Source organism: Bacillus sp. MYb78 (genome assembly GCF_002975115.1).
GTDB lineage: Bacteria > Bacillota > Bacilli > Bacillales > Bacillaceae_G > Bacillus_A > Bacillus_A cereus.
Genome location: NZ_PCOB01000003.1, coordinates 208,465 through 229,601, shown reverse-complemented (window position 1 = coordinate 229,601; position 21,137 = coordinate 208,465). Strand labels below are relative to the sequence as shown.

Here is a 21,137-nt window from a genome sequence, read left to right as displayed (position 1 = left end):
CTCCTCTATTTAAGACGCTTTTTTATTTTCATCTACTTCTTTCGTGGTGATTTTTATTTCTACAATTCTTTTAATCTTTGGTTTTTCACTATCTCTATCATTTACTTCAACAGAATATACTCCTTTTTCAGTATCCGCTTGATAGATATTCGGTTCTTTACTTCTCAAAATAATTTTCGATTCAGCAACATGAACTTCTTTTGCAATCTCTTCTCTAATCTGCGACTCATATATTTGATTTTTGTGTTCAATTGACCCGATGAAACCACTTAAAAACAAATAAATCAGCGATACGCCGAACATAATAACAATAAATCCAATAGCTAATTCAAAAAAATCATCCATATAAAACATCCTCCTCCCTATAAAAATCATACTAAATTCATTAACTATAGTCAATGAATGACACATACAAAATCTACTTTCTCTGCTATTTGCAAATCCATGAGATTATAAAAAGAACATCTAACCGAGTTATCTTCATAACTTCCTGTTTAATGAAAATAAAAAAAGACTACCAAAAAGTAGTCTTACTGTTCTTCTTCAGAGAAATATTCAATGTAGGCATCAAAATCTGAGTCTAAACACTTTAAAGATATTTTTTTAGACCTATCTAATTCACGATAATGTCTTTTGTAGTAAGGATTATCCCCCTTAAAATTCGGGTCATCTACTAATGTATTCTGGATATGTCTTTCTAATTTATCAAGTATAAACCTATCTACCCTTTTTATATCTAAACTTCTAATTTCATCAAACGCCTGTTTAATGTATGTATTGTATATATAAAACACAACCATTTCAGCTTCAAAATATCCTGAAGGAAAATAGCTTCTAAACTCAGGCTTCACAGATTCTCTTGCTTTATCAAATAATGATTCATCTATATATACACACCCTTCTGGGTACCGCTTTACTAAGCTATCACAGACTTCTTTAAGTTCTAACAGTTCAGGTTTAGATTTACAAAGTAATGATATATATTTCAATATGAATACTTCAATATCGGAAATTTTCCTGCTTAATACAATCGTATATAATTCTTTTACCTCCTTTAACACTTCAACAATTAACTTATCGTCTTTTACATTATTCGGTTTCTCTTGCACTCTCATTCTCGGCATCTCCTTTTACAAGTTCACTTCCAATAGAAAATAGTAAATTTCTAAATGGTACAAAATCACCATCATTCGCATAACCTGGTCCTTTTGCATAAATACGAGGTTCATTCAAATTATGTGCCTGATACTTCATATAAGCTTCTGCTTGTGGCTTTATAAAGAAAATTGCTTTGTCTACATACGATTCTTTTCTCCACGCAATTCCTTTCATTTCAACCCCAAACACTTGAAAGTAATCATTGTAATTCTCCACAGTAATTAACTCATCATATGGATTTGAATACTCCTTATGAAGCATTTCTTCATATGATTCAATCTTAATATGTGCGTATTCACCTGTAAGTAAAAACCATGATTCCACAGCCTCTACTTCTGATTCTACCCACTCACTTCCATACACATTAACTTTAAATACAAGTGGTGTGTATTCAAACAAAGATTCAATTTCACTATTATATGGAATTGAATCATACACTTTGCTTTGCACTACAAAATACGGATTACCTGTTGCATGATTTGCTTCTGCACCAGGGAAATGATGATTCGCAAATTCCTTCAAGAATTGCTCTTGTTCCTTTGTGATTTCAATAATTACTTTTGTCATAACATTTACAGCCCCTTTTTATAGATTCAAATTGAATACCTGTTTTGTAATATCTACATATCATAGAATCTTTTAAAAGGCTCTATAACTAATATTTTTATTCTTGTAACTCTTTGTTATTTTTTAATTCTCTTGTTTATCTAAATGGTATCTAATTTTGTTAAATAATATAGTATCTAATTCCGACTTACCTGTGCCCATCCCCATTCCTAAGGTCAAATACCATTTCTCTGCAATTCTTTTCAACTCATCATTATTTAGCTCTAATTTTTTATCATCATCATTTAATGTTTCTATCGTTTCAATACAGTCATCACCATAAGCACTTGAGGGATACCTTTCGTAGAATTTATCTTTTGCGTCAACCTCGTTCTCTGCGGTTGTTTTGTAAGTTTGAATTTCATTTACAAATCGGTTATAAAAAACGACTATATACTTATTCATTGTTAACCCCTCTTCTATATACACATATAAATTATTTATTCTTTCATAAGTATCATAAAAATCTCTTTTGCTTGATACTCTTTCGGGATTTGTTTCACCGCTTCCTCTGGTGTATCGCCCTCCAAGACCGTCCAGAACGAACGCCTAATAACTTTAGCTTTCACAACAGACTCTCTGATGTAATTCACATGATATCTCATTATTTTTTACCCTCCACCGTTAAAATCTTTTATGCCACCAAGCCATGAATGTTTTCTTCCATTTTCCATTTACTAATTCAAACCCATCTATATAACATCTTCCATTTATCGTTGTTATGCTTTGTCCATTCATTTCTTTATGAAAAGGAATAACAGAGCTCCCTGAAACTACAACTCTATCCGTTTGATTTACAATAACCGTTCCTCCACAAAACGCTCCCATTTCCATCAGCCTTTCTATTTAAAGTAAATTTTATCCTATAAAAAAAAGAGGAAGCAAAATCTCCCTCTTTTTTAATTTAGTTATTAAGCATCTAAACCATATGCTTTTACAAGTGCGGCCAATCCACCTTGGAAACCTGCTCCAACAGCATTGAATTTCCACTCACCGTTATGACGGTATAATTCACAGAACACAACAGCCGTTTCAATTGAGAAGTCTTCACCTAAATCGTAACGGAAGATTTCCTCCCCTGTTTCTTGATTTGCTAAACGTACAAATGCATTTTTTACTTGACCAAAGTTTTGAGAACGTTTTTGTGCGTCATAGATTGTTACAGTAAAGGCAATTTTGTCAACAGTAGAAGGTACTTTGTCTAAATGAACCACTAATTGCTCGTCATCACCGTCTCCTCCACCTGTTAGGTTGTCACCTGAATGAACAACAGAACCACAAGTTGATTTTAGATTGTTATAGAAAATGAAATCTAAATCTTTCGCACATTTACCATTTGCATTTAATAAAAATGCAGATGCATCTAAGTCAAAATCATGACCACCATCAAATTCGTTAACATCCCAACCTAAACCAATCATTACATTTTTAAGGTTCTCTCTGCCTTTCGTAAGGTCTACTTTTTGTCCTTTTTGTAATTGAATTACCATAATCAATTCCTCCAATATGTATTAAGTATTAAGTTTTAGCTCTACTTATATAAAACCACATATATCAACTATAGTCAACAGAAAAATAATAATATATAATATAGTTAATTAATAAAACCTTAAAGAAAGGAGATGAGGTGAAATGTTTTTTCTTTGGAACGCTCTTAATGTAGGATTACTTATCGCTTCAGCGATTGCAATTAATAATAACAATATGAAATCTGGAGTAATTTATGGAGTGATTGGTGGGATATCTCTTTTACTCAGCATACTTTACTACTATAGAAGACAACTTATGAAAAATAATGCGGATTCAACTATGGGAGTTTGTATTGATAGTCTGGATTGTTTAGCTTGTGACATGAATCAAAAAAATGGATTTGATTGCGTGGATATTGAATGTGGTAAAATGCAGATTTTAGAAATTGATTGTGATGGTGTAGAATGCATGAACGCAGATTGCTGTAGTTTATAAAAAAAGAAAGGTGCTATTAACATAATGAAACCTACAACGTTTTTATATAAGGCTTGTTTATTAATACCGTGTCATCGAAGAAAAGAAAGGTGCTTACATATAAGAGGAAAACAAATGCCTATATGCACACGATGTTTTGCTATACTCTTAGGACATTTGCTCATTCCCATATTCTTTATATATTCTGTACCCTTCTATATAGGTTTACTTCTACAGATTCCCATGGTAGTTGATGGATACACACAATTAAAGAAATGGAGAACCAGTAACCACGTCTTGCGGTTCCTAACAGGTATTATAAGCGGTGCAGGATTGTCCATCTTAATTATCGCTTTTGTACGTCTACTTACTAATTAAAAAACAGAGGAGGAATAGACCTTTAGATTAAAATTCATATTAAATCTATTAATAAGAATAGCTATATCAATATTACTTTATGGTTCTTTTCACTTCATTATGTTTTTAGAAAGTAATGGACTATAAAAATATTTAACCTTATTGACTTTTTTATATACATATGCGAAACTATTAAAGGCTGTTATACTTAAAGAATCACCAAAAAGAGGATGCATATGCATCCTCTTTTTATTTATACTATTAATGGCTCAACTCTTTAATCTCTAACTTTTCTACTTTGATAATGGCTCCTTCTTTGAAAGTTACATGATAGGAGCCTTCTTTTGTCTTTACTTCATAAAATGCTTTATTACGACCAATAGGTTCTATAGACTCTATTTCATCTGCATTTTTCAAATGCAAGCTATCTGCAACAGATTTCCTTTCCTGCTTTGTTATTTCATTCATTAAAGCTCCTCCTGATAGTGCAAAACATATAGCACTAACAACTACTAATATCAATGACCATGAGTTTTCAACAAAAAGAACTCTATACATAAACACAAATACCAGTATAAAAAATACCAAAGTTGAAATTTTTAATAAAAAATATAAATTTAACATCCTTCTATCCCCCTTGTTAGTCTCAATAATACTTATATGTAATTTAAACGATTCTATTTCTTCTCATTAATCTTTTTAATTTTACTTACTGTTGGTACAAGTTTTTCACTTCCTAAAGTTACATGATAAAAAACATTTTTTATCTTCACTTCTTTTAATGACCTATTATGACGGTCTATAGTATGTATAGATTCTATTTCTGTTACATCTTTTAATTGAAGTTTTTCTACTATGGCCTTCTTCTCATAATTAAAATTAATAGGAATATAAATAAAAGCACATACAAGGAAAGCAATAAGTGTAAATAATGGCGTTTTTAATAGAATCTCTGGCGTTCTATCAAATAGCATGAATGGCAGAACCGATATTAACAGCAATACAGTTATCAACCCAAAACCGATAGACATACATTTCAATACAATGTATAAAGTCAATTTAACCACCTCTTGGTTTATTATAATTTTTATTATGTAAATTAATGATTTTCTCTTATGCGTATAATTTTTGTTGTTTTTATATCACTATCAAAAATAACAACATATTGTTTATCCAATTTCTTTATGATGTAGCCTTTTTGATTTTCTTGAAATTCCCCCTTACTATCTTCAAAATCATAAAAAACAATATCATTTTCATTAACATCTAAAGCTTTTGCTACTAATTGATATTGTATTTTTACGGAGTTCTCTTTCTCTTCCTGCATGTTATTGAAATCTATCAAGAATACTGCCAGTAAGGAAACAAGTGCCCCACATAAAAACGAAACATAGACAAACTCTGAAGGCATTCTTTTATTTGTAATTTTTTCATATTCCCACTCTTTCGATAGAATTGTAATAAATAAAATGAAAAAGCCAATGGAACTTAACGCGAAAACAAGAATGACTTTATAACAATCTTGAAAATGAAAAAACGTCAACACATTATCAGCCCCTGTCCTCATTCATCATAACATTTTCATTGACCATAGTAAATGAAAAACAGAAGAGTGAACTCTCTCCTGTTTTTAGTATCCATAATATAATTATTGTAAACTGATATTATCCTTCTAATACATTTAAATTCTTTTCAAAATTCTTCAATTCACTAATATCTAAAGTATCTATGCCTACATGTCTCTTTTCCTCATTCCCGACTTGTGTAAACATTTCTCTACTACGATAGTTCAATGAAACATAACCGTAATACCAAGGGAATAAGCCACTACCGAATCGAACCTTAAATACAATTTCTCTTTCTCTCTCATCGAATGCAATATCAGTAGCTCTTACAACAATATAATCCTTCTCTTTTCTATCTCCATTTTCTATCATATATAATGCTGTCTTATAGAAAAGTAAAAGTCCTTTCTTTGCAAATTCAACGTCAATTCCATAAGTATCACTAAATTTTTGAATTTGTTCCATCGTTTCTTGTTGATTAATTAATAGTTTTACAACCATATATCTATCGCCTCTTTCTATTTTTAATATAATTATCATTTGATATTCTATTTCATCTCTATTATTTTTATAAGAATCTATCTTAATTTTTTATTAGATATATAATCATACTCCACAAAATATTCTTCTTCTGGAAAACCATCAGGGTCAAGATTGTCTTGATTAATTTGTTCAAATTGCAGGTTCCCTTCAGTATGATTAACAAAAAGATGATACAAACGTTGAGTATTCAATAATTCCTTTAATAATCCTAAAGTCGAGATTTTTCGTTCTATTAATTGCAATCTCTCATCATTTGAAATCTCACTAAACAACCATTTATCTGTATCTTCATCCACGTCCTCCACAAAGTAGTGCAAATAATATAGCTCTTCTTTTGACTTAGTAATAAGAAATAGTGGAAAATCATAATAGTCAAACATATGGATTGTTTTAAGATTTAAATATTTTTCCATCGTCATTAAAATCATTCTAATATCCTCCCTACAACCAACAATATTTATCAAAATTCACTTCTGATTTTAACCTTAAAATAACAGAAGATTCTCCTATGAAATGTACTACATATTTACCTTTTGTATATGAAACACGACCTACATTATTCGTGTTATAAACAATATCAACTTCATTTTTAGGAACATTAAGTTCTTCTGCTACATTCTTTAACCTTTCTTCCTGAAGCTTATTTGGATTCTGTGTCGTATGCAACATATGAAAATATGAACCTATTATTAGGATTATTCCAAGTGACATTAATAGATATCCTTTATCTTCATGACCCCTTTTATTTAATAACAAAATAAGCCGACTAACGAAACCGCATGTAAATATTATGATACCTGATATAAGTACATACATACGTACTCACCCTTTTTCTGACTTATTCTTTAATGATTCTATTTTTACAATGGTTGCAGTTTCTTGTTTGAATTGAACATAATAATCACCTTTTAATGAAACAGCATTCATAGAGTCTTTACCTTCGGATTCAAATCTTATCTGTTCTTTATGAATATTAAGTTTTTTTGATATACTAATCTCTCTATCGCCATTAAGTTTTTCCCTTGCTTCTTTAGCACTACTAAATGGTGCAGTCACTAAATATGCAAATAATATTATTCCTGAAGGCACTGAGAGCACTAACCCAATCCCAACGATTGTATTTTTATCTTTCTTATCTCCGATATGTATTAACAACATTCCAGTTCCCAATATGACCATTAAAATAATATAGTCCATTCTTTCTTTTCCTCCCTAATGCGAAGCATTATACATTTCACAAAAACGAATGAATCCCCATACACAAAATGGAAGACTTATAAACACAGTAGCAAGATTATAGGCTTCGTCTTTAAGATTATCATCATCGCTTTTCATTCCTTTATAAACACAAAATGCACCTGCTAATAGTGTTGGGATTACAAACACCCCAAATAAATAATTGACTGTAACCATCCTTTCTTTATAAGTTTCTGTTCGTTTTCTCTTTTTTATGAATAGCTACAATCGAATCAGCATCTTTTTTAAATAGAATGGAATATTCTCCATCCTGTGTAATTGCCTCGTAATAATCTTTTTCTTCCCTATCTCTTTCTTTTTCAATTTCTATTTTAGATTCAGGTATTTTCAACTCTTTTGAAATTGCTTTATATCTATTTTTTTTAAGCTCTTGAATTTCCTCAAGATAGTCAAACCCAAATAAAGCAATACCACTCAAAAACAGCATACATGCAAATACACCCAAAATTTCTTTCCATTTCATATTCACTCATCCTTTTAATTTTATAATCGCTTCTATTTCATTGTTATCTTTTGATAACTCAATATAGTAGTTTCCTTTTTCTGTTTTTGCAATATATTCTATCTGTGTTTCTTTTTTTAACACCACTTGTTCTTTCTTTACATGCAACTGCTTCGCTACAAGTTGTCTAATGTTAGCCAATGATTGTTGTTTATCTAATCGTTTTACTGCTACTTTATTTTCATCTGCAACTTCATAAGCACTATGTAAGGCTTTTAAACTTTGGAAAATCAAGCCTGATGCTGAGATAAAACATAATAGAGTCCAATATAATTTCTTTGTTTCTATTTCAGCCATTTGAAAGAAACATGTTAAAAACAGAAATGTGATAAATAAGTAAACATCTCTTTCATCCATGTGTTGAATTGCATGTATCATTTTCATTAACCCTTTTATGCAGAATATTCAGACCAATCTATTTATGTCTGTTATAAGATTCATTTGCAACAGTATCTACTCGCAAAATCTCCGAAGTTCCTTTTTTAAAACGAACATCATATGTACCTTCTTTTGCGTATACATGATATACATTTCTATCCTCATTATCTTGAACAATATCAAATTCATCTAAATTTAATTCATTTTGAATCGAACTTTGAATAGCTTTGTGTTCTTCTTTTGTTGTTCTGCTTGAATCTATAGCCAATGTAAAAGATACAATAATCAATACAACCACTAACAAGATAAAAACAGGCTTTTGATTTTTAATCGAATGAATAATACTTAAAATAACAAGTAAAATCGTGCCTACTAACTCTATAATAAAAAATGTATCCTTACTTAAATTCATTAAAATATCCATCATTCTCCCCCTTAATTATTTTACAGTTTCTACATCTTTAATCTTATCGAGTTTAAATAGCATACCTTCTTTTACATAGGCTTTATAGGTTTCTGTTTTTGTGACCACTTCATATGAACTATAATCCAATTCGTTTATTTCCAATTGATTAGGATTCATATCTAATTTTTGAGCAATTAAACCCTTTACTTGTTCCTTTTCACTTGAACCTTTCTTGTTTACATATCTATCTAATCCTGAAGTAGGAATTGATTCAACGTAATTTAATCTATCCAGTTTAAATAGTTTTTCATTCTCATTGAAATACGCCTTATATGTTGCTGTTTTTGTTGCCACTTCATAAATATTACTTCTTATGTTGCTTATATTAAATTCAGTTGGTTTTATCTTTAATTCATTTGAAATTACATTTTGAATTGATGCATAGTGCTTAACTTCTGAATTGAGCTTTTCATAGATAACATAAAGAGCAGTACTTGTAACAAGAACCATTCCTACTACCATTCCTATAACCCCTTTTTTAGTTTTTGATTTTTCACCTATTGCCATTAACAAAACACCTGCTATAGCAATAGCCAAGCAAACAACTACTTTAAATGTCATAAAAATCTCCCCTTTCTATACATATAGTGACATGCTCAATGAATACAAGAGAACTTATCACCTATATCCATTGAGCAAATCCAGAAACCTAATATTAAATTATATAAATTAATAGTTATTATTTCTTTACTATTCCATCTACATTCACCGTTCCTTCAGATGTTTGTACATAATAAACACCTAAAGAAGTAGTTGCTATATAACGATTATCCTTGTCATTTTCTTTTTCAATAATAACATCGTCTTTGTTAATGTTTAATTTTTTAGCAACTGCTTCTCGTACTTCTGCCATTGCAATGTTATTATCTTTATTCTTATATTCTTTATCAGTGATATTTAACTCTTTTTTATTTTTTAAATAGATTACTTCGTTTTTATCATGTGTTTGAGGAAGAGAATTAAAAACACCTGCAAGGACAGCCATACCAACAATACTGAGTATAGTACCCCCTATAAAAAAGAATGCTATTGTTCCTTCGTCTTCATCCTCCTTACATTTATGACCACTAAATAACATTACCATCCCAATTAATAGCAATACAATTCCAAGACCTATAGTAGAAAAAATATCCATAAGCACACCCCTTCTTTGTTAAATAAACCTCTTACTATACAACGCTTTTAATTTACCATAACCTAATACTAAACTTCATAAATTCAAATAATCACAGCAGATATCAATGAAACACATACATATGAAAAAATAGGCATTCCTAAACTCATTTGGTTTACTCATCTCGTCTTTCCAAAAGCTTGCCATCTGACAAGAAGTGAATTTTATAAGGTGGGTTTTGTTCAACTTTCGGTTTGCAATTTGATGTGGAAAAACATTTAGTTACGTTTCTAAGCATTTCTTTCATTTCCTCGGTTGTTAATGGTCGTAAAAAACTGTCTATATCTATAATGAATTCATTTGTATTCAGAACTTTAGATACCCTCTCCAAATCCGCTTCTTCATTATCATTTAAACAGTTATTATCCTTTGCCCATCTCTTCGTTACGATAAACAGATTATTTAATTCCATACTACACAACTCCTCTCCCTATATACTTTTTCATTTCATTAACTACTTTTTCAGGAGTTACGAGGTCTTCCATCCCTGTGCCTTTTAATTGCGGAGCAACATTTAAATCAACCGCTAATAATTCATTCCCACCTTTAACATAATCAATTGCTACCAGGGGAAATTCATATGGGTCTAAAATCCCTTCAAAGGAAGGCATTCGTGACCAACAATCAACAACAGTGATTTCAACGTCTCCTACATTGCTTCTCCAGTCATCCTTACTACGATAATCAAGTATCGTTTTTCTACGGCCAACATTTAGAACTCTCCAACTCTCACCCAAATTCCCGCAAAGTAAGGTGCAGAAAGTATCTATTGGATAGGTTTCTAATGCTTCTATTAATGACATTCGAATTTTCCCTTCCCCTTGGTGCTTACTAATATCTGTGTAAACAACCACTTCGGTATGTAGAGGGTATTTCTTTGCCATTTCATGAAGGTAACCATAAGGAACGGTTTTAATACCTTTAGAAGACATATAATCAAGCATCTGTAGACGATTCATTCCCATATCATGTTTTCGTAAAAAAGGCACTCCACTTCCATCAAAATGATGGTCATAATAATCATGAAAATTCGTAATTAACTTCACTTCTCTACTCATCTTTGCCTTCCTCTCTATTAATCAGAACAAACACCTGAATCACTACCACCACAATCATTCGAATAAGGACCTACTACCTCATTCGAGCCCAATCCTCCTGTTTTTACCAGGTCATCATTACTTACAGATGTATTAATTTGGTTTAATGGATGTAACGGATTTGTTATATCTCCTGAATACGTTTTATTAGCTTCTTTATTTTTTGCAAAAGCTACAGCTCTTTCTGACATTTTATAACCTGTCTTTCCTGAATACGTAGTACCAATCACGAGTTTATGCAACTGACGTTCTTTTTGACTTTCTAAAATATCCATTGGAATCCCACGAGCCATACTTTCTTGTTGCTTTTTATTTAAACGGTTTCTTCTAAATCTCTTAAAAAACAAATTTATTCACTTCCTTTATGTCAATGTTAATCCAAGATAATCATACATCTTTTCTTTGACTATTGTCAATAAAAAACAAAAAGACATGTCTTCCTTGACATGTCTTACTAACAATAACTTTTAAATATATCACGACCATCTCATAGATGAACCTTATGACTGTTTTACCATCGCTTTAATAGTAGTAGCATTCTCTTTTGTTACGACCACTTCATCTGATTTTAATTGTAATTTCTCTGAAACTAATTTCCTTACCGTTTCAGCATCGCTTGTTTTAGATTTATTTTTTTTAGATTCATTTGTTTCATCATTATCCTTCACAGAATCTTTCTCGTTATTTTCCTTTGTAACTTCATATTTTATAATATCTGCTGATATTGATTTAAATGTGAATTTATATGTATTATCTTTTGTAATGGCGATAACATCCCCTTTTTCATCCTTAAATTCAATTTGTGACCTTGGAATATCCAACTTGTTAGCAATCGCAGTTTCACGACTATCTTCTTGGAAATCATTATAGCCTAAAATTCCAAAGATGATAGCTAACAATACTCCAAGGAATAAATTCATTGCTGATTCTTCTTTGAGACTCCAGGCTACACCACCAATAAAACATAACATTGACATAATAAATAAAAAAATAAACATTTCTCTTTTTACTCCTTTAAATTTTCTCTTTAACCCTGTTTTACCATCGCCTTTATAGAAATTGAATTTTCTTCCGTTTCTACTACATACTTACCTGATGATGTAATAGCTGTGTATAAGTTCTCTTTATCTTTCGTTACAACCACTTCATCTTTTTGTAGGTTAAGCTTATTCGCTACCATCTCTCTTACTTTCTCCTCATTTTTCATAGAAGGTTCATTTACCTTGTTACTCCCTTCTTTTTTTCTATCTATTTTTTCCCATTTAATAATGGCACTGGAATCAGATTTGAATTCATACATGTAATCGTTATCTTTTGTGCTTACATATACATTTGATTGATAATGTTTAAAATTAACATTCTCTTTGTTCACATCTAATTTCCCCGCAATAACCATTTCTCTCTCATTTTCTAAGGAAGCAGATTGATAAGGTAAAATCCCTAATACAATAGCACCTACAGATAGAACCATTATAAAATATTCCATCCCATCCAAAAGATAGTCATTGTCAGTACATGCATAAGCAATAGATAAGCAAAGAACAATCCCCCAAACTATCATCCAAATCATCCAGAACAACATTAACAACATCCTTTCTTTATCTATTCAATTAACGTTTCTTACAAAAGAATAACACTTTTTATTAACTATAGTCAATAAATAAAAAAATGACACCCATATTGAATGCCATTTAAAAACAATCCCCGTTTTTTATACTGTTCTTTTTAATTTAATGCTGTAAATATAGAATGTGACAGAAGAAATTAACGAGATAACTCCCAACAAGATTCCACCTACAAAAGAGACATATTGATTCGTGATAGCTCCAATAAATAACAAAATTGATAAGATACACAATGAAAGAGAACCTACTCTGTTTATTAAGACTTGTTTAGGATTCGCCATATTCTCCCTCCTTTTCAAGGTTATCTTCATAACTTTTATTAATCATAATATTCAACAAGTTCTGCTATTTTTCGTAAAATTTCAGGATTCTTGCACAATTTCACTTTATGTCCGATACTTTCCCTATTTGCATATAACCAACATTCTTCTACTACTTCTTTATCAGTAGTATAGAAATTAGGTCTATCCTTTCTACACCACTTTAGTATCTCTGCATCTTCAGACAGAGTTCTTCCAATAATCCAATACAATTCATTTTCACTAATAATATAACCCTCAACAAAACGTTTTTTCATAGGAAGGTTCCAATTTTCCCACGTTAAAGGTTCCAATATCCATACCTTATCTCCAATCTTCAAATTTCAGTCACATCTCCTTTTTCTTATAATCCCTGAAATAAAACCCTGTTTCCCCTCCATTGTTAAATACAAAACGATGGTTACATTTAAATCATACATATTACATTTACTATAGTCAATAAACCTAACTATATTCACCGTGCCATTCAATAAAGCACGAAATAAAAAAAGACATCCTTTATCGAATGTCCGTAATCCTCTCTCTACTAACCATTAATCTGGTTTGTTTGCACTCTATGTATTTTAAACATCAGAAATAATTATTTTATATTTTATGCTGATAAAATTTGAGATGTTTTATTTAAAATCTCTTCAATGTCCTCTTTAGACAAGTGAATGTGCCCTCGATTATATCTATCTTTTTTCACATTATCATATTCAATTTCTACCCTTACTAATGACTTGTCTCTTTCTAAATTCACAAGAAAAATACTATGTTGACCTGCAAACTCCCAGGATTGACCATGTGTATCAACATCCTCCTTATTCATTTTCTGTAAGTAGTTAACTAAAACTTCTTGAATCGTAGAAAATTTGGGGTATGTTATGCATAAAGACACTGGATTCTCATCAAATGTTTGACCTGTTATTTTAAACTCGATACGATTTCTATCCTCTTCTTTATTTACTGCTATTTTTGTCTTTTTATAAAAATCCTCAAATATTACATCAGTATGTAGTGCTTCAACTTTTGATATGGCATTTACTTCTCGTAATGGTTCTAATTCGACTGTCTTTACTATTTTTTCAGCTTCTTCTTTTACTTCTTCTGCTATTTCATTCTTTTCTACTTCCGTTACCTCTTCTCGCTGTTCTTCAACAACATCTTCTTGAATCCCATTTAGTAAGAATTGAGATTGCTGTTCGTTTAAATAAAATAATGATTCTTGTTGAATATCTTCACTCTTTTTAACTAACTTAATCTCAATCCATCTATTCTCTTCATTTAATGACAATTGTAGTTCTGCTTTCTTTGATGGAAAACTCCAGTATTCACTAAAAACCGAAATGTTAGCTCCGTTCATTTTACGCAAATAATTGTAAATAACCTTTTGCATTTTTTTTACTTTGAATCTTGTGATTGATAGAGAGATAGGTCGTTCATTCATATTCAAGTTTTTCATACTTAAATTTATACTACCCTTTTGTTTCTGCTCTTCAATCATTAATGATGTGTGATTCAAATCATCTTGAAACTTCACCTGACTCCCTCCCAAATTACCTCTAATTCATACGATACACATTTTATATGCTTTATTCAATATCGAATACGTGATATTTAATGGATATTTGTTAAAATTCAAATCCTATAGTATTCATATTGCCATCATCTAAATCTATTTCTCTATTGATTAGGCTACTACTTTTAAAAACTATAGTCAATAAAAAATTATTATATAAGATATCCACTCCCTTTTATTTTTTGTATAGCAAAAGAAAAAGCAGAGGAATTATCCCCTGCTCTTATTTAGCGTACTCGATTTCTGTATAAAATGGTTTTATCACTTCTTCTAACCTATAATGTTTTAAAATGGTCTTTTCAAAATAGTGACGTACAAAAGAATTAAAAATTATTTCTTTCCCTTCTTTTCCATAAGTCTTACTTACTTGACGATACTCTTGCATTAAATCTTCTATTTTATCATTTACTAAATCAGCAAAATCAATTAAATCTATATTTTTCTTTGACGCTCTTTCTATACCAAGTAAAACATCCGTTGCTACCACTGTTATTTCTATAATATCTAATTGTTCCATACTAAAAGCTCCTTTATCCCCAATTCATTTATTAATACTTCTAAAACAATTCATTATCTCGATACACATCTGTTGGATAACGATAATTACCTGTGTCTTCTTCAATATTAAAATGAAATCTATATAATCCATCATTATATTCTTGTTCTTCCTGGCTCAACTTTGCCTCTGTTTTGTACTCTGCTACAACAAATTCATAGCTACCATGTTCATCAGTCCAGGTAAATACTTGCTCTGCATCTGATTGAGTCCAATCATCACCATATGTATCTCTTATACTTTCTATACTGCCTTGATATTTTAAGCCCAAGTTGTAGTGCTCGTATATCTCTTTTTTTCCAAAGACCATTATAGTTCTACCATTATCTTTAACCAGATAATGAATATCCTTATCCTTCATATATTTTTCTTTCACTGCCTTTATGCTCTCAATAGTAACGTCCCTTAAAGTTTTTTCAGAAAAACGATACGTATATGGTCTTTTATGAAACTTCACTTGACCTATAGCTTCTTCACTCAGCATTCCTATCCAACCACGCTTACTATTCTTTAATACCTGTACATTTCCTGAAATTTCATCTACCTCACATTTGATAGGACGCTTTTCATTCACAGAAGCATATACTTCATGCAAAAATTGTAAATGACTATTATCTTTTGTTTTTTTAATTCTTTCACACAGTTTTTCATCTGCTATTAAAGCCTCGATAAATACCTTATGTGCCTCATATTCACACTGTAAACCATTTAATAATTCCTCTGGTGTAACTTCATCAATACATTCCTTAAATAACTCTTTCACACTTTTACTTTCCATAATATCTCGTCTCCTTTAATAATATCATTTTAATACCTGCTTTACCAAATTTATAAAAATACCTTATCTATATAATCTATGTATTATATTTATTCAAGAACTGTTACATTCAAAAATCGCATTAGAAAAAGCACATAAAATTATGTGCTTTTTAATTATCATTAAGTAATATTTCCAGTTATTACAAAATTAAATTTTATTCGCTATAACAACATCATTTTTTACTAAATATAATTATTTATTTCAAAACTTTAATTCATAAACCTTCTGATATTCACACTTATATCCATCAATCCATCTAATCTTACCATCTAAAATTGCTATGTGCTGTGAAAACCCATAATTTTTGGCTTTCTTATTTTTTATGTCATCTGAATAAGTACCACAAATGTATTCAAAAAATCCATTTTCACATCTATTAATCATCTCCAAGACCAGATTAACAATTTGTTCTTTTCTATAATCATTATACCTCGAAGTGGTCCAGCGAATAATCTTCCTTAAATTCGTTTTGTTTATATTCACTGTTTCTGCAATTGGTTGTTGAAACATATCATGTAATATATCTTGTTGTTCTCTTAGCTCTTCTTCTTCTTTCTTTTTCATGTCATATATGTATTGTTCAGAGTTTAGATAACGTTCTTCTTCTGCTTTTCTTTGTTTCTCTTTTTCTCGAAGCATATTTCTATAATCTTCAACACTCATTCCTAAATCTTTTGCCCTGTTCTTCTCCACATCTTCCATCATCTTCATAAGTGTATTTCCAAACATAAAAATTCCCCCTTGTTAATTACTATTTATATAAAATACCTATTTTTCATTCTATTAATTATAGTATATAGCTTTTAGAAAAATACAGAAACAGAACACGTTCAAGTTCTTATTAAAGAAAAACACATTTTTAAAAATGTGTTTTTGTCATTTGTTATTATTTCATTTAAATAAGCTCAACTGGTTTAAAGTTTTCTCTAATCTGCAAATCATTTAAAATTATTTTCTTTGTATTATTGTCAAAAATATATTTCTCACCTTTCTCTCCTTGATATAAACGATAGCTACAATCCTCGAAAAGACTACAATCTTCATTAGTGAATGATTTTAGTGATTTAATAACACCTATTGGGTTGCTTATATCTTTTGCTTTTAATACTAATTTTGCATCCTCACCATATGCTGAAAATCGAAAGTTAGTATTGATATAGCCCCTTATACCAACGTGCCATTCCGCCACAGTTCCGCCATCTCCAAACATATTAACTTCTAATATCTCAAATTTCTCCCCTGCATATTCAATAATATCATTTTTCTTAAATCCAAATTTAGTTTCCATTATAAATCCTCCATTTTAGTAATTAATTTTTATAAAATGCCTTATTTATATACTCTCTTTATTATAGTCTCTTTACTGATTTTAATTAATGTTTCATCTCATTTTAAAAAAAACCTACCATTATAGTTAGATGTTTTTATCCCTATCACATACTTTTTATTTACTATTCAATTCTTTTTTTACATGTAAAATACTTCTTTGTAGTCGAAATATTTAAATACACAATGTAACAGAAAATAATAAATAATATTGCATACACAGTATAAGATAACCATTTAGAACTATCAAAATAAGCCTCTAAAGTAGTGCAGAAAATTACTAAAAAGAATGATTCAATTGCATACAGCAATAAAGATTTGTTACTTTCATCCATTGCCTCTTCCAGCATTTCTAAGTCTCTTTGTTTTTCACTATACATGTTTATACATCCCTTCTTCAAAAGACACAAACAAATACTTCTATGCCTCACCATTATTATCATTTAATTTCTATGAAATACCTATTCTATATATTTGTTTTTATTATAGTTACTAAAATTCAAAAATATATCAAACTATAGTTTAAAAATTTTATATTCATTTTTATTAGTGGTTTGAAAAACAAAACAAAAAGCACACATATCATATGTATACTTTTTAAGTGCATCTATAATAAATAATTTTTCATTGTTAAAATAATATATGTATTAAAGCAAGTGTTGTATTTATTTTTAATCTTAACTATATACGATTTTTTAATTTATTTTATATATAGTTAACAAAAACAAAAACACGTAATAACAAAATTTATATTACTTACCCCTTAAGTTCAATTAAAATTTTCATCTGCTCGCCTTTCTGGGCTATTCTTGTGTAATAGTGAAGAATATTACCTTTTAATATCTTGTAATCATGTACATAATCCTCAATAAACACACCTTCACGATGCTTCAAATGTAAATCTTCCAATCTTTTCACTGGTTTTCCTGTAAGAGGATTGAATTTACATGAATCCCACATCATCTGCTCATCAAACACACTCCATATTCTCTTTATATCCTTTCCTTCTATATTATATGTATTTAAATCTAATGTTCCACCAACTTGAATATCTAATATTACTCTCTTCATTTTTATTCCCTCCAAAAGATTTTCTGCTTTCCGAACTTGTGCATTCACTAAAATCCCTACTATGATAGATAACATCCCTATTAAACCTTTTAAAATATATTTTGATTTTTTGTTATCCCGTTCCTCTTTAATAAGTAGATGGACATATTATACAACATATTCTCACATATATGGATATATATAGTCTACTAAAATGTTCGATAATGATATATTATCGAACATTTTTTAGAAATTAAAGAATATATCCTTATATAGCTATCTATAATTTATTAAGAATAATTATAAAAAAGGGTTTTGACAAAAATGAATTATAAAGGAGATACCAACATGAGAAAACTCTGGATTTGCACAGGAAAAGAATATAATTTACGGACAAATTCAACCTGACCATTCACCTTAGCCTTACAACGATAGGTGCATTCTTAGGATACGAACATGACGCTCTTGAATGAGCGGATTATTCAAACCAGAAATATTAGGAAGGAGCTACCCCTTCTACTAATAGATTTGATAAACACATACATGCTCTTTATGAGTGGGCAGTATTCCACCATTACAAATGGAAGAACTGCACGAAATGGTTCTTATATCATTTCAATGATATAAGTCTACAATAATTACATTATGTAAACATTGTAGTAAAAGGGATTCAATTTTTTGATTCATTGTATACAATCTATATTATATATAGGAAGAAAAATTTAAATTTAAATGTTTAATGATATATTAGATGAGAACTTTAAGCTAAATCGGTCAATGTGTTTTTATAAAATACATTGAAAAAAGAACACCTGTTTGCTATAATAAGAACAGATGTTCCGAATGATTAATTATTCACAAACTCGAATTAGAATTACCTCTTGGTAATCTTTATACGAGCATTGTCTATAGTATATAAAAGTGAATTTTTCTAATAAAAAGAAAATGATTCATTATTCACATCTTTTTATTGTAAAACATTGATAATACAATATCTTTCAACTGTTTTTACCATCAGATGGGACTTTCAGTGTTGATATCTTAAAAAAATTCATTGACTATATTCGAGATTTTGTTATAATTAATACGGAAACTTGCAGTTCATCCCGTTCGTGGATAATCTTAATATATATATAATATAAAACCAAGGAGTGGAAGTTCGTTATGACAGTTAACAAAGTAAAACAATATGTGAAGGCACTTATCCTAACAGAAGAGGATTTTATTCAAACTATAGAGGATACACTACTTGTAGATGGCATTTCAATTCGTTTGGTTGCTTCGAAGAGTGGAAACATGGAAGAAAAACTTTTCATTCCTGTACTACCTGAACGTTTTAAATTAGATGCGGAATTACATAACCATTTTGACAAAGAAGTTGTATATATTGAAGATGAAGTAGATGGCGAAATCGGTATTAGTATGAACCTTATTGATTCTAAGAACATCTTAGAAAAGGTGTATAGCACTTCTTTAACTGGAGAATACACATCACGAGATTTTAATGGTTTTACAGGTTCTTATGACGCATTCTTCTTCACAATGGCTTAACAGTTCTTTGTTTTTTATTTTTAATATCTTTATATCTTTATATACTTTATCCAACACATGCGATTTATTTGGCGATGAATCTCATGTGTTTTTTTATATTATATATCTATCAATATGCTATACACACTATCCCGATAAAACGTAACATAAACATTATATATAATAGACCGCCATTTAGTCAACGATTACTATCTTACATTTCGACATTAATCGACATATTTCTGTAATATTCTACGGAATCTTTACAAAATGTTTACATTTAAACCATATTTTTCTTTATCTTAATTAAATAAACATATTACTTAACTATTACTTTATGAAATATTTAATATGGCTTACATATAGAATTATACAATTTTTGTGTGTTTTTTTCTTGTACTTTTTGTGTTTTTTGATAAAAAAACATGTTGAGCACACATAAAACACACATAAAACACACAAATTGCATCTTAAATATTTTTTTGGGATAAACTAAAAAAAGAATGTATCTACTACATTCTTTTTTAATTCTTTGATTCACTTATAGGTTTTGTTATTTTTGCTTTCTCTAACCAATTTGACAGTGTATAGACAAGCAAACAAGTCATAGAGTCAAACGGATTGATTGTTCCTACAAAAATCGCCTTTACAATCAAGATACCTGTAGCAATTAATCCAAATACACGAAATAGAACATATAAATCCCTTGTTTCTTTCTGGGAAAACAAAAATACGCCCCCCATCATCATACCTAAAAATAATAGTGCTGATAGAAATGGCATCACTAAATGAGCAATTAATAGTAATCCTCCAAAATAAATTACCATTTTCCTCCCTCTAAAATAAAGACCATAACATTTGTTTTTAAATAAAGCAGACATGGTTGTAGTTACATTCCAAGTTAATAGATTGAGATTACTCGTGTATGTGAGTGGATACATATTATAAAAAAACAAAGTAATAAGTATCAAATATCCGCCTGAAAACATTTCTCCAAACTTTCCATTTGCCATAGATAAGAATAATACATATACACCTGTTAAGAAAAGCAAAATAAATGGTATTTCACTCTTAGAAAAAGATAGCTTTCTCATCTTCCATCCAATTGGAGGTTTTTTTACTTTGTTTTTTTCTGCTTCTTCTTTCTCCATTTTCTCAACTTCTTTAAATTTTGTGTTATAAGGGATAGTTCCTTTCTCATCTGTCCCTATCCCCTTTTCATCTTTTAAATTTTTTTTAAAACTATCTGCTCGAATCAATTCCTACACCTCCTACATATTTTCTCTCCATTATATGTACATT

36 protein-coding genes are annotated in these 21,137 nt (G+C 29.8%); 3 read left to right on the top strand and 33 right to left on the bottom strand.

Annotation, left to right across the window (positions count from 1 at the left end):
• Nucleotides 1-9 precede the first annotated feature (9 nt).
• The 7 genes from CQ064_RS08595 to CQ064_RS08570 form a co-directional block, all read right to left on the bottom strand.
• The gene (locus CQ064_RS08595) at nt 10-345 is read right to left on the bottom strand and encodes a hypothetical protein (RefSeq protein ID WP_000340840.1); all 336 of its coding nucleotides are present in this window, start codon (nt 343-345) and stop codon (nt 10-12) included.
• A 185-nt stretch (nt 346-530) separates the two neighbouring features.
• Nucleotides 531-1,115, bottom strand: a complete 585-nt coding sequence (locus CQ064_RS08590) for a hypothetical protein (RefSeq protein ID WP_001265874.1) — start codon at nt 1,113-1,115, stop codon at nt 531-533.
• Nucleotides 1,090-1,725 (bottom strand): hypothetical protein, encoded by a 636-nt coding sequence (locus CQ064_RS08585; RefSeq protein WP_000169851.1) that lies wholly within the window; start codon nt 1,723-1,725, stop codon nt 1,090-1,092. Before CQ064_RS08585 ends, CQ064_RS08590 begins: the two co-directional genes overlap by 26 nt.
• Nucleotides 1,726-1,848: 123 nt before the next feature.
• Nucleotides 1,849-2,169, bottom strand: coding sequence for a hypothetical protein (locus CQ064_RS08580; protein ID WP_001046054.1), 321 nt, complete (start codon nt 2,167-2,169; stop codon nt 1,849-1,851).
• A 35-nt stretch (nt 2,170-2,204) separates the two neighbouring features.
• Nucleotides 2,205-2,369 (bottom strand): hypothetical protein, encoded by a 165-nt coding sequence (locus tag CQ064_RS33435; RefSeq protein ID WP_001268865.1) that lies wholly within the window; start codon nt 2,367-2,369, stop codon nt 2,205-2,207.
• 19 nt (nt 2,370-2,388) lie between these two features.
• Nucleotides 2,389-2,592 carry a hypothetical protein gene (locus CQ064_RS08575; protein ID WP_000500645.1) on the bottom strand — a complete coding sequence of 68 codons (204 nt, stop codon included), beginning with the start codon at nt 2,590-2,592 and terminating at the stop codon, nt 2,389-2,391.
• Between the two features lie 83 nt (nt 2,593-2,675).
• Entirely contained in the window at nt 2,676-3,254 is a 579-nt protein-coding gene (locus tag CQ064_RS08570) for a TerD family protein (RefSeq protein WP_000236656.1), read from the bottom strand.
• Between the two features lie 142 nt (nt 3,255-3,396).
• On the opposite strand from CQ064_RS08570, the gene CQ064_RS08565 reads away from it, so the two are divergent.
• Both CQ064_RS08565 and CQ064_RS08560 read left to right on the top strand, forming a co-directional pair.
• Nucleotides 3,397-3,729, top strand: coding sequence for a hypothetical protein (locus tag CQ064_RS08565; RefSeq protein WP_000465830.1), 333 nt, complete (start codon nt 3,397-3,399; stop codon nt 3,727-3,729).
• 24 nt (nt 3,730-3,753) lie between these two features.
• Nucleotides 3,754-4,086 (top strand): DUF2085 domain-containing protein, encoded by a 333-nt coding sequence (locus tag CQ064_RS08560; protein ID WP_080546086.1) that lies wholly within the window; start codon nt 3,754-3,756, stop codon nt 4,084-4,086.
• Nucleotides 4,087-4,326: 240 nt separating this feature from the next.
• On the opposite strand, the gene CQ064_RS08555 is transcribed toward CQ064_RS08560, so the two are convergent.
• The 25 genes from CQ064_RS08555 to CQ064_RS08425 form a co-directional block, all read right to left on the bottom strand.
• Nucleotides 4,327-4,689 carry a hypothetical protein gene (locus CQ064_RS08555; RefSeq protein ID WP_000933619.1) on the bottom strand — a complete coding sequence of 121 codons (363 nt, stop codon included), beginning with the start codon at nt 4,687-4,689 and terminating at the stop codon, nt 4,327-4,329.
• Nucleotides 4,690-4,742: 53 nt separating this feature from the next.
• Entirely contained in the window at nt 4,743-5,132 is a 390-nt protein-coding gene (locus CQ064_RS08550) for a hypothetical protein (protein ID WP_372584670.1), read from the bottom strand.
• A gap of 32 nt (nt 5,133-5,164) precedes the next feature.
• Nucleotides 5,165-5,611 carry a hypothetical protein gene (locus CQ064_RS08545; protein WP_258166653.1) on the bottom strand — a complete coding sequence of 149 codons (447 nt, stop codon included), beginning with the start codon at nt 5,609-5,611 and terminating at the stop codon, nt 5,165-5,167.
• Nucleotides 5,612-5,729: 118 nt separating this feature from the next.
• Complete coding sequence (locus CQ064_RS08540) at nt 5,730-6,131, bottom strand: hypothetical protein (RefSeq protein ID WP_000260569.1); 402 nt, start codon at nt 6,129-6,131, stop codon at nt 5,730-5,732.
• Between the two features lie 77 nt (nt 6,132-6,208).
• Nucleotides 6,209-6,601, bottom strand: a complete 393-nt coding sequence (locus CQ064_RS08535; RefSeq protein WP_000602455.1) for a DUF6575 domain-containing protein — start codon at nt 6,599-6,601, stop codon at nt 6,209-6,211.
• 13 nt (nt 6,602-6,614) lie between these two features.
• On the bottom strand, nt 6,615-6,884 hold the full coding sequence (locus CQ064_RS08530) for a hypothetical protein (RefSeq protein ID WP_142389144.1): 270 nt from the start codon (nt 6,882-6,884) through the stop codon (nt 6,615-6,617).
• Nucleotides 6,885-6,995: 111 nt separating this feature from the next.
• The gene (locus CQ064_RS08525; protein ID WP_000384544.1) at nt 6,996-7,370 is read right to left on the bottom strand and encodes a hypothetical protein; all 375 of its coding nucleotides are present in this window, start codon (nt 7,368-7,370) and stop codon (nt 6,996-6,998) included.
• A gap of 223 nt (nt 7,371-7,593) precedes the next feature.
• Nucleotides 7,594-7,893, bottom strand: a complete 300-nt coding sequence (locus tag CQ064_RS08515; protein WP_000871358.1) for a hypothetical protein — start codon at nt 7,891-7,893, stop codon at nt 7,594-7,596.
• Nucleotides 7,894-7,899: 6 nt separating this feature from the next.
• Complete coding sequence (locus CQ064_RS08510) at nt 7,900-8,310, bottom strand: hypothetical protein (RefSeq protein ID WP_000580950.1); 411 nt, start codon at nt 8,308-8,310, stop codon at nt 7,900-7,902.
• Nucleotides 8,311-8,347: 37 nt separating this feature from the next.
• Nucleotides 8,348-8,734, bottom strand: a complete 387-nt coding sequence (locus CQ064_RS08505) for a hypothetical protein (protein WP_000353719.1) — start codon at nt 8,732-8,734, stop codon at nt 8,348-8,350.
• 15 nt (nt 8,735-8,749) lie between these two features.
• Nucleotides 8,750-9,337 carry a hypothetical protein gene (locus tag CQ064_RS08500; protein WP_000143309.1) on the bottom strand — a complete coding sequence of 196 codons (588 nt, stop codon included), beginning with the start codon at nt 9,335-9,337 and terminating at the stop codon, nt 8,750-8,752.
• A 118-nt stretch (nt 9,338-9,455) separates the two neighbouring features.
• Nucleotides 9,456-9,911: a hypothetical protein gene (locus CQ064_RS08495; RefSeq protein ID WP_000350961.1), complete on the bottom strand. Its 456-nt coding sequence runs from the start codon at nt 9,909-9,911 to the stop codon at nt 9,456-9,458.
• Nucleotides 9,912-10,065: 154 nt separating this feature from the next.
• Nucleotides 10,066-10,362 (bottom strand): hypothetical protein, encoded by a 297-nt coding sequence (locus CQ064_RS08490; RefSeq protein ID WP_000422451.1) that lies wholly within the window; start codon nt 10,360-10,362, stop codon nt 10,066-10,068.
• A gap of 1 nt (nt 10,363) precedes the next feature.
• Entirely contained in the window at nt 10,364-11,008 is a 645-nt protein-coding gene (locus CQ064_RS08485) for a hypothetical protein (RefSeq protein ID WP_000085837.1), read from the bottom strand.
• 17 nt (nt 11,009-11,025) lie between these two features.
• Nucleotides 11,026-11,394 (bottom strand): hypothetical protein, encoded by a 369-nt coding sequence (locus CQ064_RS08480; protein WP_000465483.1) that lies wholly within the window; start codon nt 11,392-11,394, stop codon nt 11,026-11,028.
• Nucleotides 11,395-11,547: 153 nt separating this feature from the next.
• Nucleotides 11,548-12,045 carry a TMEM14 family protein gene (locus CQ064_RS08475; protein WP_000469570.1) on the bottom strand — a complete coding sequence of 166 codons (498 nt, stop codon included), beginning with the start codon at nt 12,043-12,045 and terminating at the stop codon, nt 11,548-11,550.
• 29 nt (nt 12,046-12,074) lie between these two features.
• A complete protein-coding gene (locus CQ064_RS08470) occupies nt 12,075-12,629 on the bottom strand; it encodes a hypothetical protein (RefSeq protein ID WP_000899782.1) in 555 nt (184 codons plus the stop codon).
• A 362-nt stretch (nt 12,630-12,991) separates the two neighbouring features.
• Nucleotides 12,992-13,312, bottom strand: coding sequence for a hypothetical protein (locus tag CQ064_RS08460; protein WP_000689623.1), 321 nt, complete (start codon nt 13,310-13,312; stop codon nt 12,992-12,994).
• A 272-nt stretch (nt 13,313-13,584) separates the two neighbouring features.
• On the bottom strand, nt 13,585-14,514 hold the full coding sequence (locus CQ064_RS08455; RefSeq protein ID WP_000671746.1) for a hypothetical protein: 930 nt from the start codon (nt 14,512-14,514) through the stop codon (nt 13,585-13,587).
• Between the two features lie 262 nt (nt 14,515-14,776).
• A complete protein-coding gene (locus tag CQ064_RS08450) occupies nt 14,777-15,070 on the bottom strand; it encodes a hypothetical protein (protein ID WP_000436137.1) in 294 nt (97 codons plus the stop codon).
• A gap of 40 nt (nt 15,071-15,110) precedes the next feature.
• Nucleotides 15,111-15,887, bottom strand: a complete 777-nt coding sequence (locus CQ064_RS08445) for a hypothetical protein (protein WP_000444410.1) — start codon at nt 15,885-15,887, stop codon at nt 15,111-15,113.
• 243 nt (nt 15,888-16,130) lie between these two features.
• Complete coding sequence (locus CQ064_RS08440) at nt 16,131-16,658, bottom strand: hypothetical protein (RefSeq protein ID WP_000467887.1); 528 nt, start codon at nt 16,656-16,658, stop codon at nt 16,131-16,133.
• 166 nt (nt 16,659-16,824) lie between these two features.
• Entirely contained in the window at nt 16,825-17,217 is a 393-nt protein-coding gene (locus tag CQ064_RS08435) for a hypothetical protein (protein WP_000448251.1), read from the bottom strand.
• A 163-nt stretch (nt 17,218-17,380) separates the two neighbouring features.
• Nucleotides 17,381-17,635: a hypothetical protein gene (locus CQ064_RS08430; RefSeq protein ID WP_000286759.1), complete on the bottom strand. Its 255-nt coding sequence runs from the start codon at nt 17,633-17,635 to the stop codon at nt 17,381-17,383.
• Between the two features lie 376 nt (nt 17,636-18,011).
• Entirely contained in the window at nt 18,012-18,326 is a 315-nt protein-coding gene (locus tag CQ064_RS08425; RefSeq protein ID WP_000832170.1) for a hypothetical protein, read from the bottom strand.
• Nucleotides 18,327-19,469: 1,143 nt separating this feature from the next.
• Here CQ064_RS08425 and CQ064_RS08420 point away from each other — a divergent pair.
• On the top strand, nt 19,470-19,856 hold the full coding sequence (locus CQ064_RS08420; RefSeq protein WP_000217776.1) for a hypothetical protein: 387 nt from the start codon (nt 19,470-19,472) through the stop codon (nt 19,854-19,856).
• 503 nt (nt 19,857-20,359) lie between these two features.
• Here CQ064_RS08420 and CQ064_RS08415 read toward each other — a convergent pair.
• Nucleotides 20,360-21,094, bottom strand: coding sequence for a hypothetical protein (locus tag CQ064_RS08415; protein WP_000617212.1), 735 nt, complete (start codon nt 21,092-21,094; stop codon nt 20,360-20,362).
• Nucleotides 21,095-21,137: the final 43 nt, after the last annotated feature.

Excerpts from the sequence above, each read along its gene's own strand:
- CQ064_RS08595 (WP_000340840.1), bottom strand. The coding sequence starts at position 345 with ATGGATGATTTTTTTGAATTAGCTATTGGATTTATTGTTATTATGTTC.
- CQ064_RS08590 (WP_001265874.1), bottom strand. The coding sequence starts at position 1,115 with ATGAGAGTGCAAGAGAAACCGAATAATGTAAAAGACGATAAGTTAATT.
- CQ064_RS08585 (WP_000169851.1), bottom strand. The coding sequence starts at position 1,725 with ATGACAAAAGTAATTATTGAAATCACAAAGGAACAAGAGCAATTCTTG.
- CQ064_RS08580 (WP_001046054.1), bottom strand. The coding sequence starts at position 2,169 with ATGAATAAGTATATAGTCGTTTTTTATAACCGATTTGTAAATGAAATT.
- CQ064_RS33435 (WP_001268865.1), bottom strand. The coding sequence starts at position 2,369 with ATGAGATATCATGTGAATTACATCAGAGAGTCTGTTGTGAAAGCTAAA.
- CQ064_RS08575 (WP_000500645.1), bottom strand. The coding sequence starts at position 2,592 with ATGGGAGCGTTTTGTGGAGGAACGGTTATTGTAAATCAAACGGATAGA.
- CQ064_RS08570 (WP_000236656.1), bottom strand. The coding sequence starts at position 3,254 with ATGGTAATTCAATTACAAAAAGGACAAAAAGTAGACCTTACGAAAGGC.
- CQ064_RS08565 (WP_000465830.1), top strand. The coding sequence starts at position 3,397 with ATGTTTTTTCTTTGGAACGCTCTTAATGTAGGATTACTTATCGCTTCA.
- CQ064_RS08560 (WP_080546086.1), top strand. The coding sequence starts at position 3,754 with ATGAAACCTACAACGTTTTTATATAAGGCTTGTTTATTAATACCGTGT.
- CQ064_RS08555 (WP_000933619.1), bottom strand. The coding sequence starts at position 4,689 with ATGTTAAATTTATATTTTTTATTAAAAATTTCAACTTTGGTATTTTTT.
- CQ064_RS08540 (WP_000260569.1), bottom strand. The coding sequence starts at position 6,131 with ATGGTTGTAAAACTATTAATTAATCAACAAGAAACGATGGAACAAATT.
- CQ064_RS08535 (WP_000602455.1), bottom strand. The coding sequence starts at position 6,601 with ATGATTTTAATGACGATGGAAAAATATTTAAATCTTAAAACAATCCAT.
- CQ064_RS08530 (WP_142389144.1), bottom strand. The coding sequence starts at position 6,884 with ATGTCACTTGGAATAATCCTAATAATAGGTTCATATTTTCATATGTTG.
- CQ064_RS08525 (WP_000384544.1), bottom strand. The coding sequence starts at position 7,370 with ATGGACTATATTATTTTAATGGTCATATTGGGAACTGGAATGTTGTTA.
- CQ064_RS08515 (WP_000871358.1), bottom strand. The coding sequence starts at position 7,893 with ATGAAATGGAAAGAAATTTTGGGTGTATTTGCATGTATGCTGTTTTTG.
- CQ064_RS08510 (WP_000580950.1), bottom strand. The coding sequence starts at position 8,310 with ATGATACATGCAATTCAACACATGGATGAAAGAGATGTTTACTTATTT.
- CQ064_RS08505 (WP_000353719.1), bottom strand. The coding sequence starts at position 8,734 with ATGGATATTTTAATGAATTTAAGTAAGGATACATTTTTTATTATAGAG.
- CQ064_RS08500 (WP_000143309.1), bottom strand. The coding sequence starts at position 9,337 with ATGACATTTAAAGTAGTTGTTTGCTTGGCTATTGCTATAGCAGGTGTT.
- CQ064_RS08495 (WP_000350961.1), bottom strand. The coding sequence starts at position 9,911 with ATGGATATTTTTTCTACTATAGGTCTTGGAATTGTATTGCTATTAATT.
- CQ064_RS08490 (WP_000422451.1), bottom strand. The coding sequence starts at position 10,362 with ATGGAATTAAATAATCTGTTTATCGTAACGAAGAGATGGGCAAAGGAT.
- CQ064_RS08485 (WP_000085837.1), bottom strand. The coding sequence starts at position 11,008 with ATGAGTAGAGAAGTGAAGTTAATTACGAATTTTCATGATTATTATGAC.
- CQ064_RS08475 (WP_000469570.1), bottom strand. The coding sequence starts at position 12,045 with ATGTTTATTTTTTTATTTATTATGTCAATGTTATGTTTTATTGGTGGT.
- CQ064_RS08470 (WP_000899782.1), bottom strand. The coding sequence starts at position 12,629 with ATGTTGTTCTGGATGATTTGGATGATAGTTTGGGGGATTGTTCTTTGC.
- CQ064_RS08450 (WP_000436137.1), bottom strand. The coding sequence starts at position 15,070 with ATGGAACAATTAGATATTATAGAAATAACAGTGGTAGCAACGGATGTT.
- CQ064_RS08445 (WP_000444410.1), bottom strand. The coding sequence starts at position 15,887 with ATGGAAAGTAAAAGTGTGAAAGAGTTATTTAAGGAATGTATTGATGAA.
- CQ064_RS08440 (WP_000467887.1), bottom strand. The coding sequence starts at position 16,658 with ATGTTTGGAAATACACTTATGAAGATGATGGAAGATGTGGAGAAGAAC.
- CQ064_RS08435 (WP_000448251.1), bottom strand. The coding sequence starts at position 17,217 with ATGGAAACTAAATTTGGATTTAAGAAAAATGATATTATTGAATATGCA.
- CQ064_RS08430 (WP_000286759.1), bottom strand. The coding sequence starts at position 17,635 with ATGTATAGTGAAAAACAAAGAGACTTAGAAATGCTGGAAGAGGCAATG.
- CQ064_RS08425 (WP_000832170.1), bottom strand. The coding sequence starts at position 18,326 with ATGAAGAGAGTAATATTAGATATTCAAGTTGGTGGAACATTAGATTTA.
- CQ064_RS08420 (WP_000217776.1), top strand. The coding sequence starts at position 19,470 with ATGACAGTTAACAAAGTAAAACAATATGTGAAGGCACTTATCCTAACA.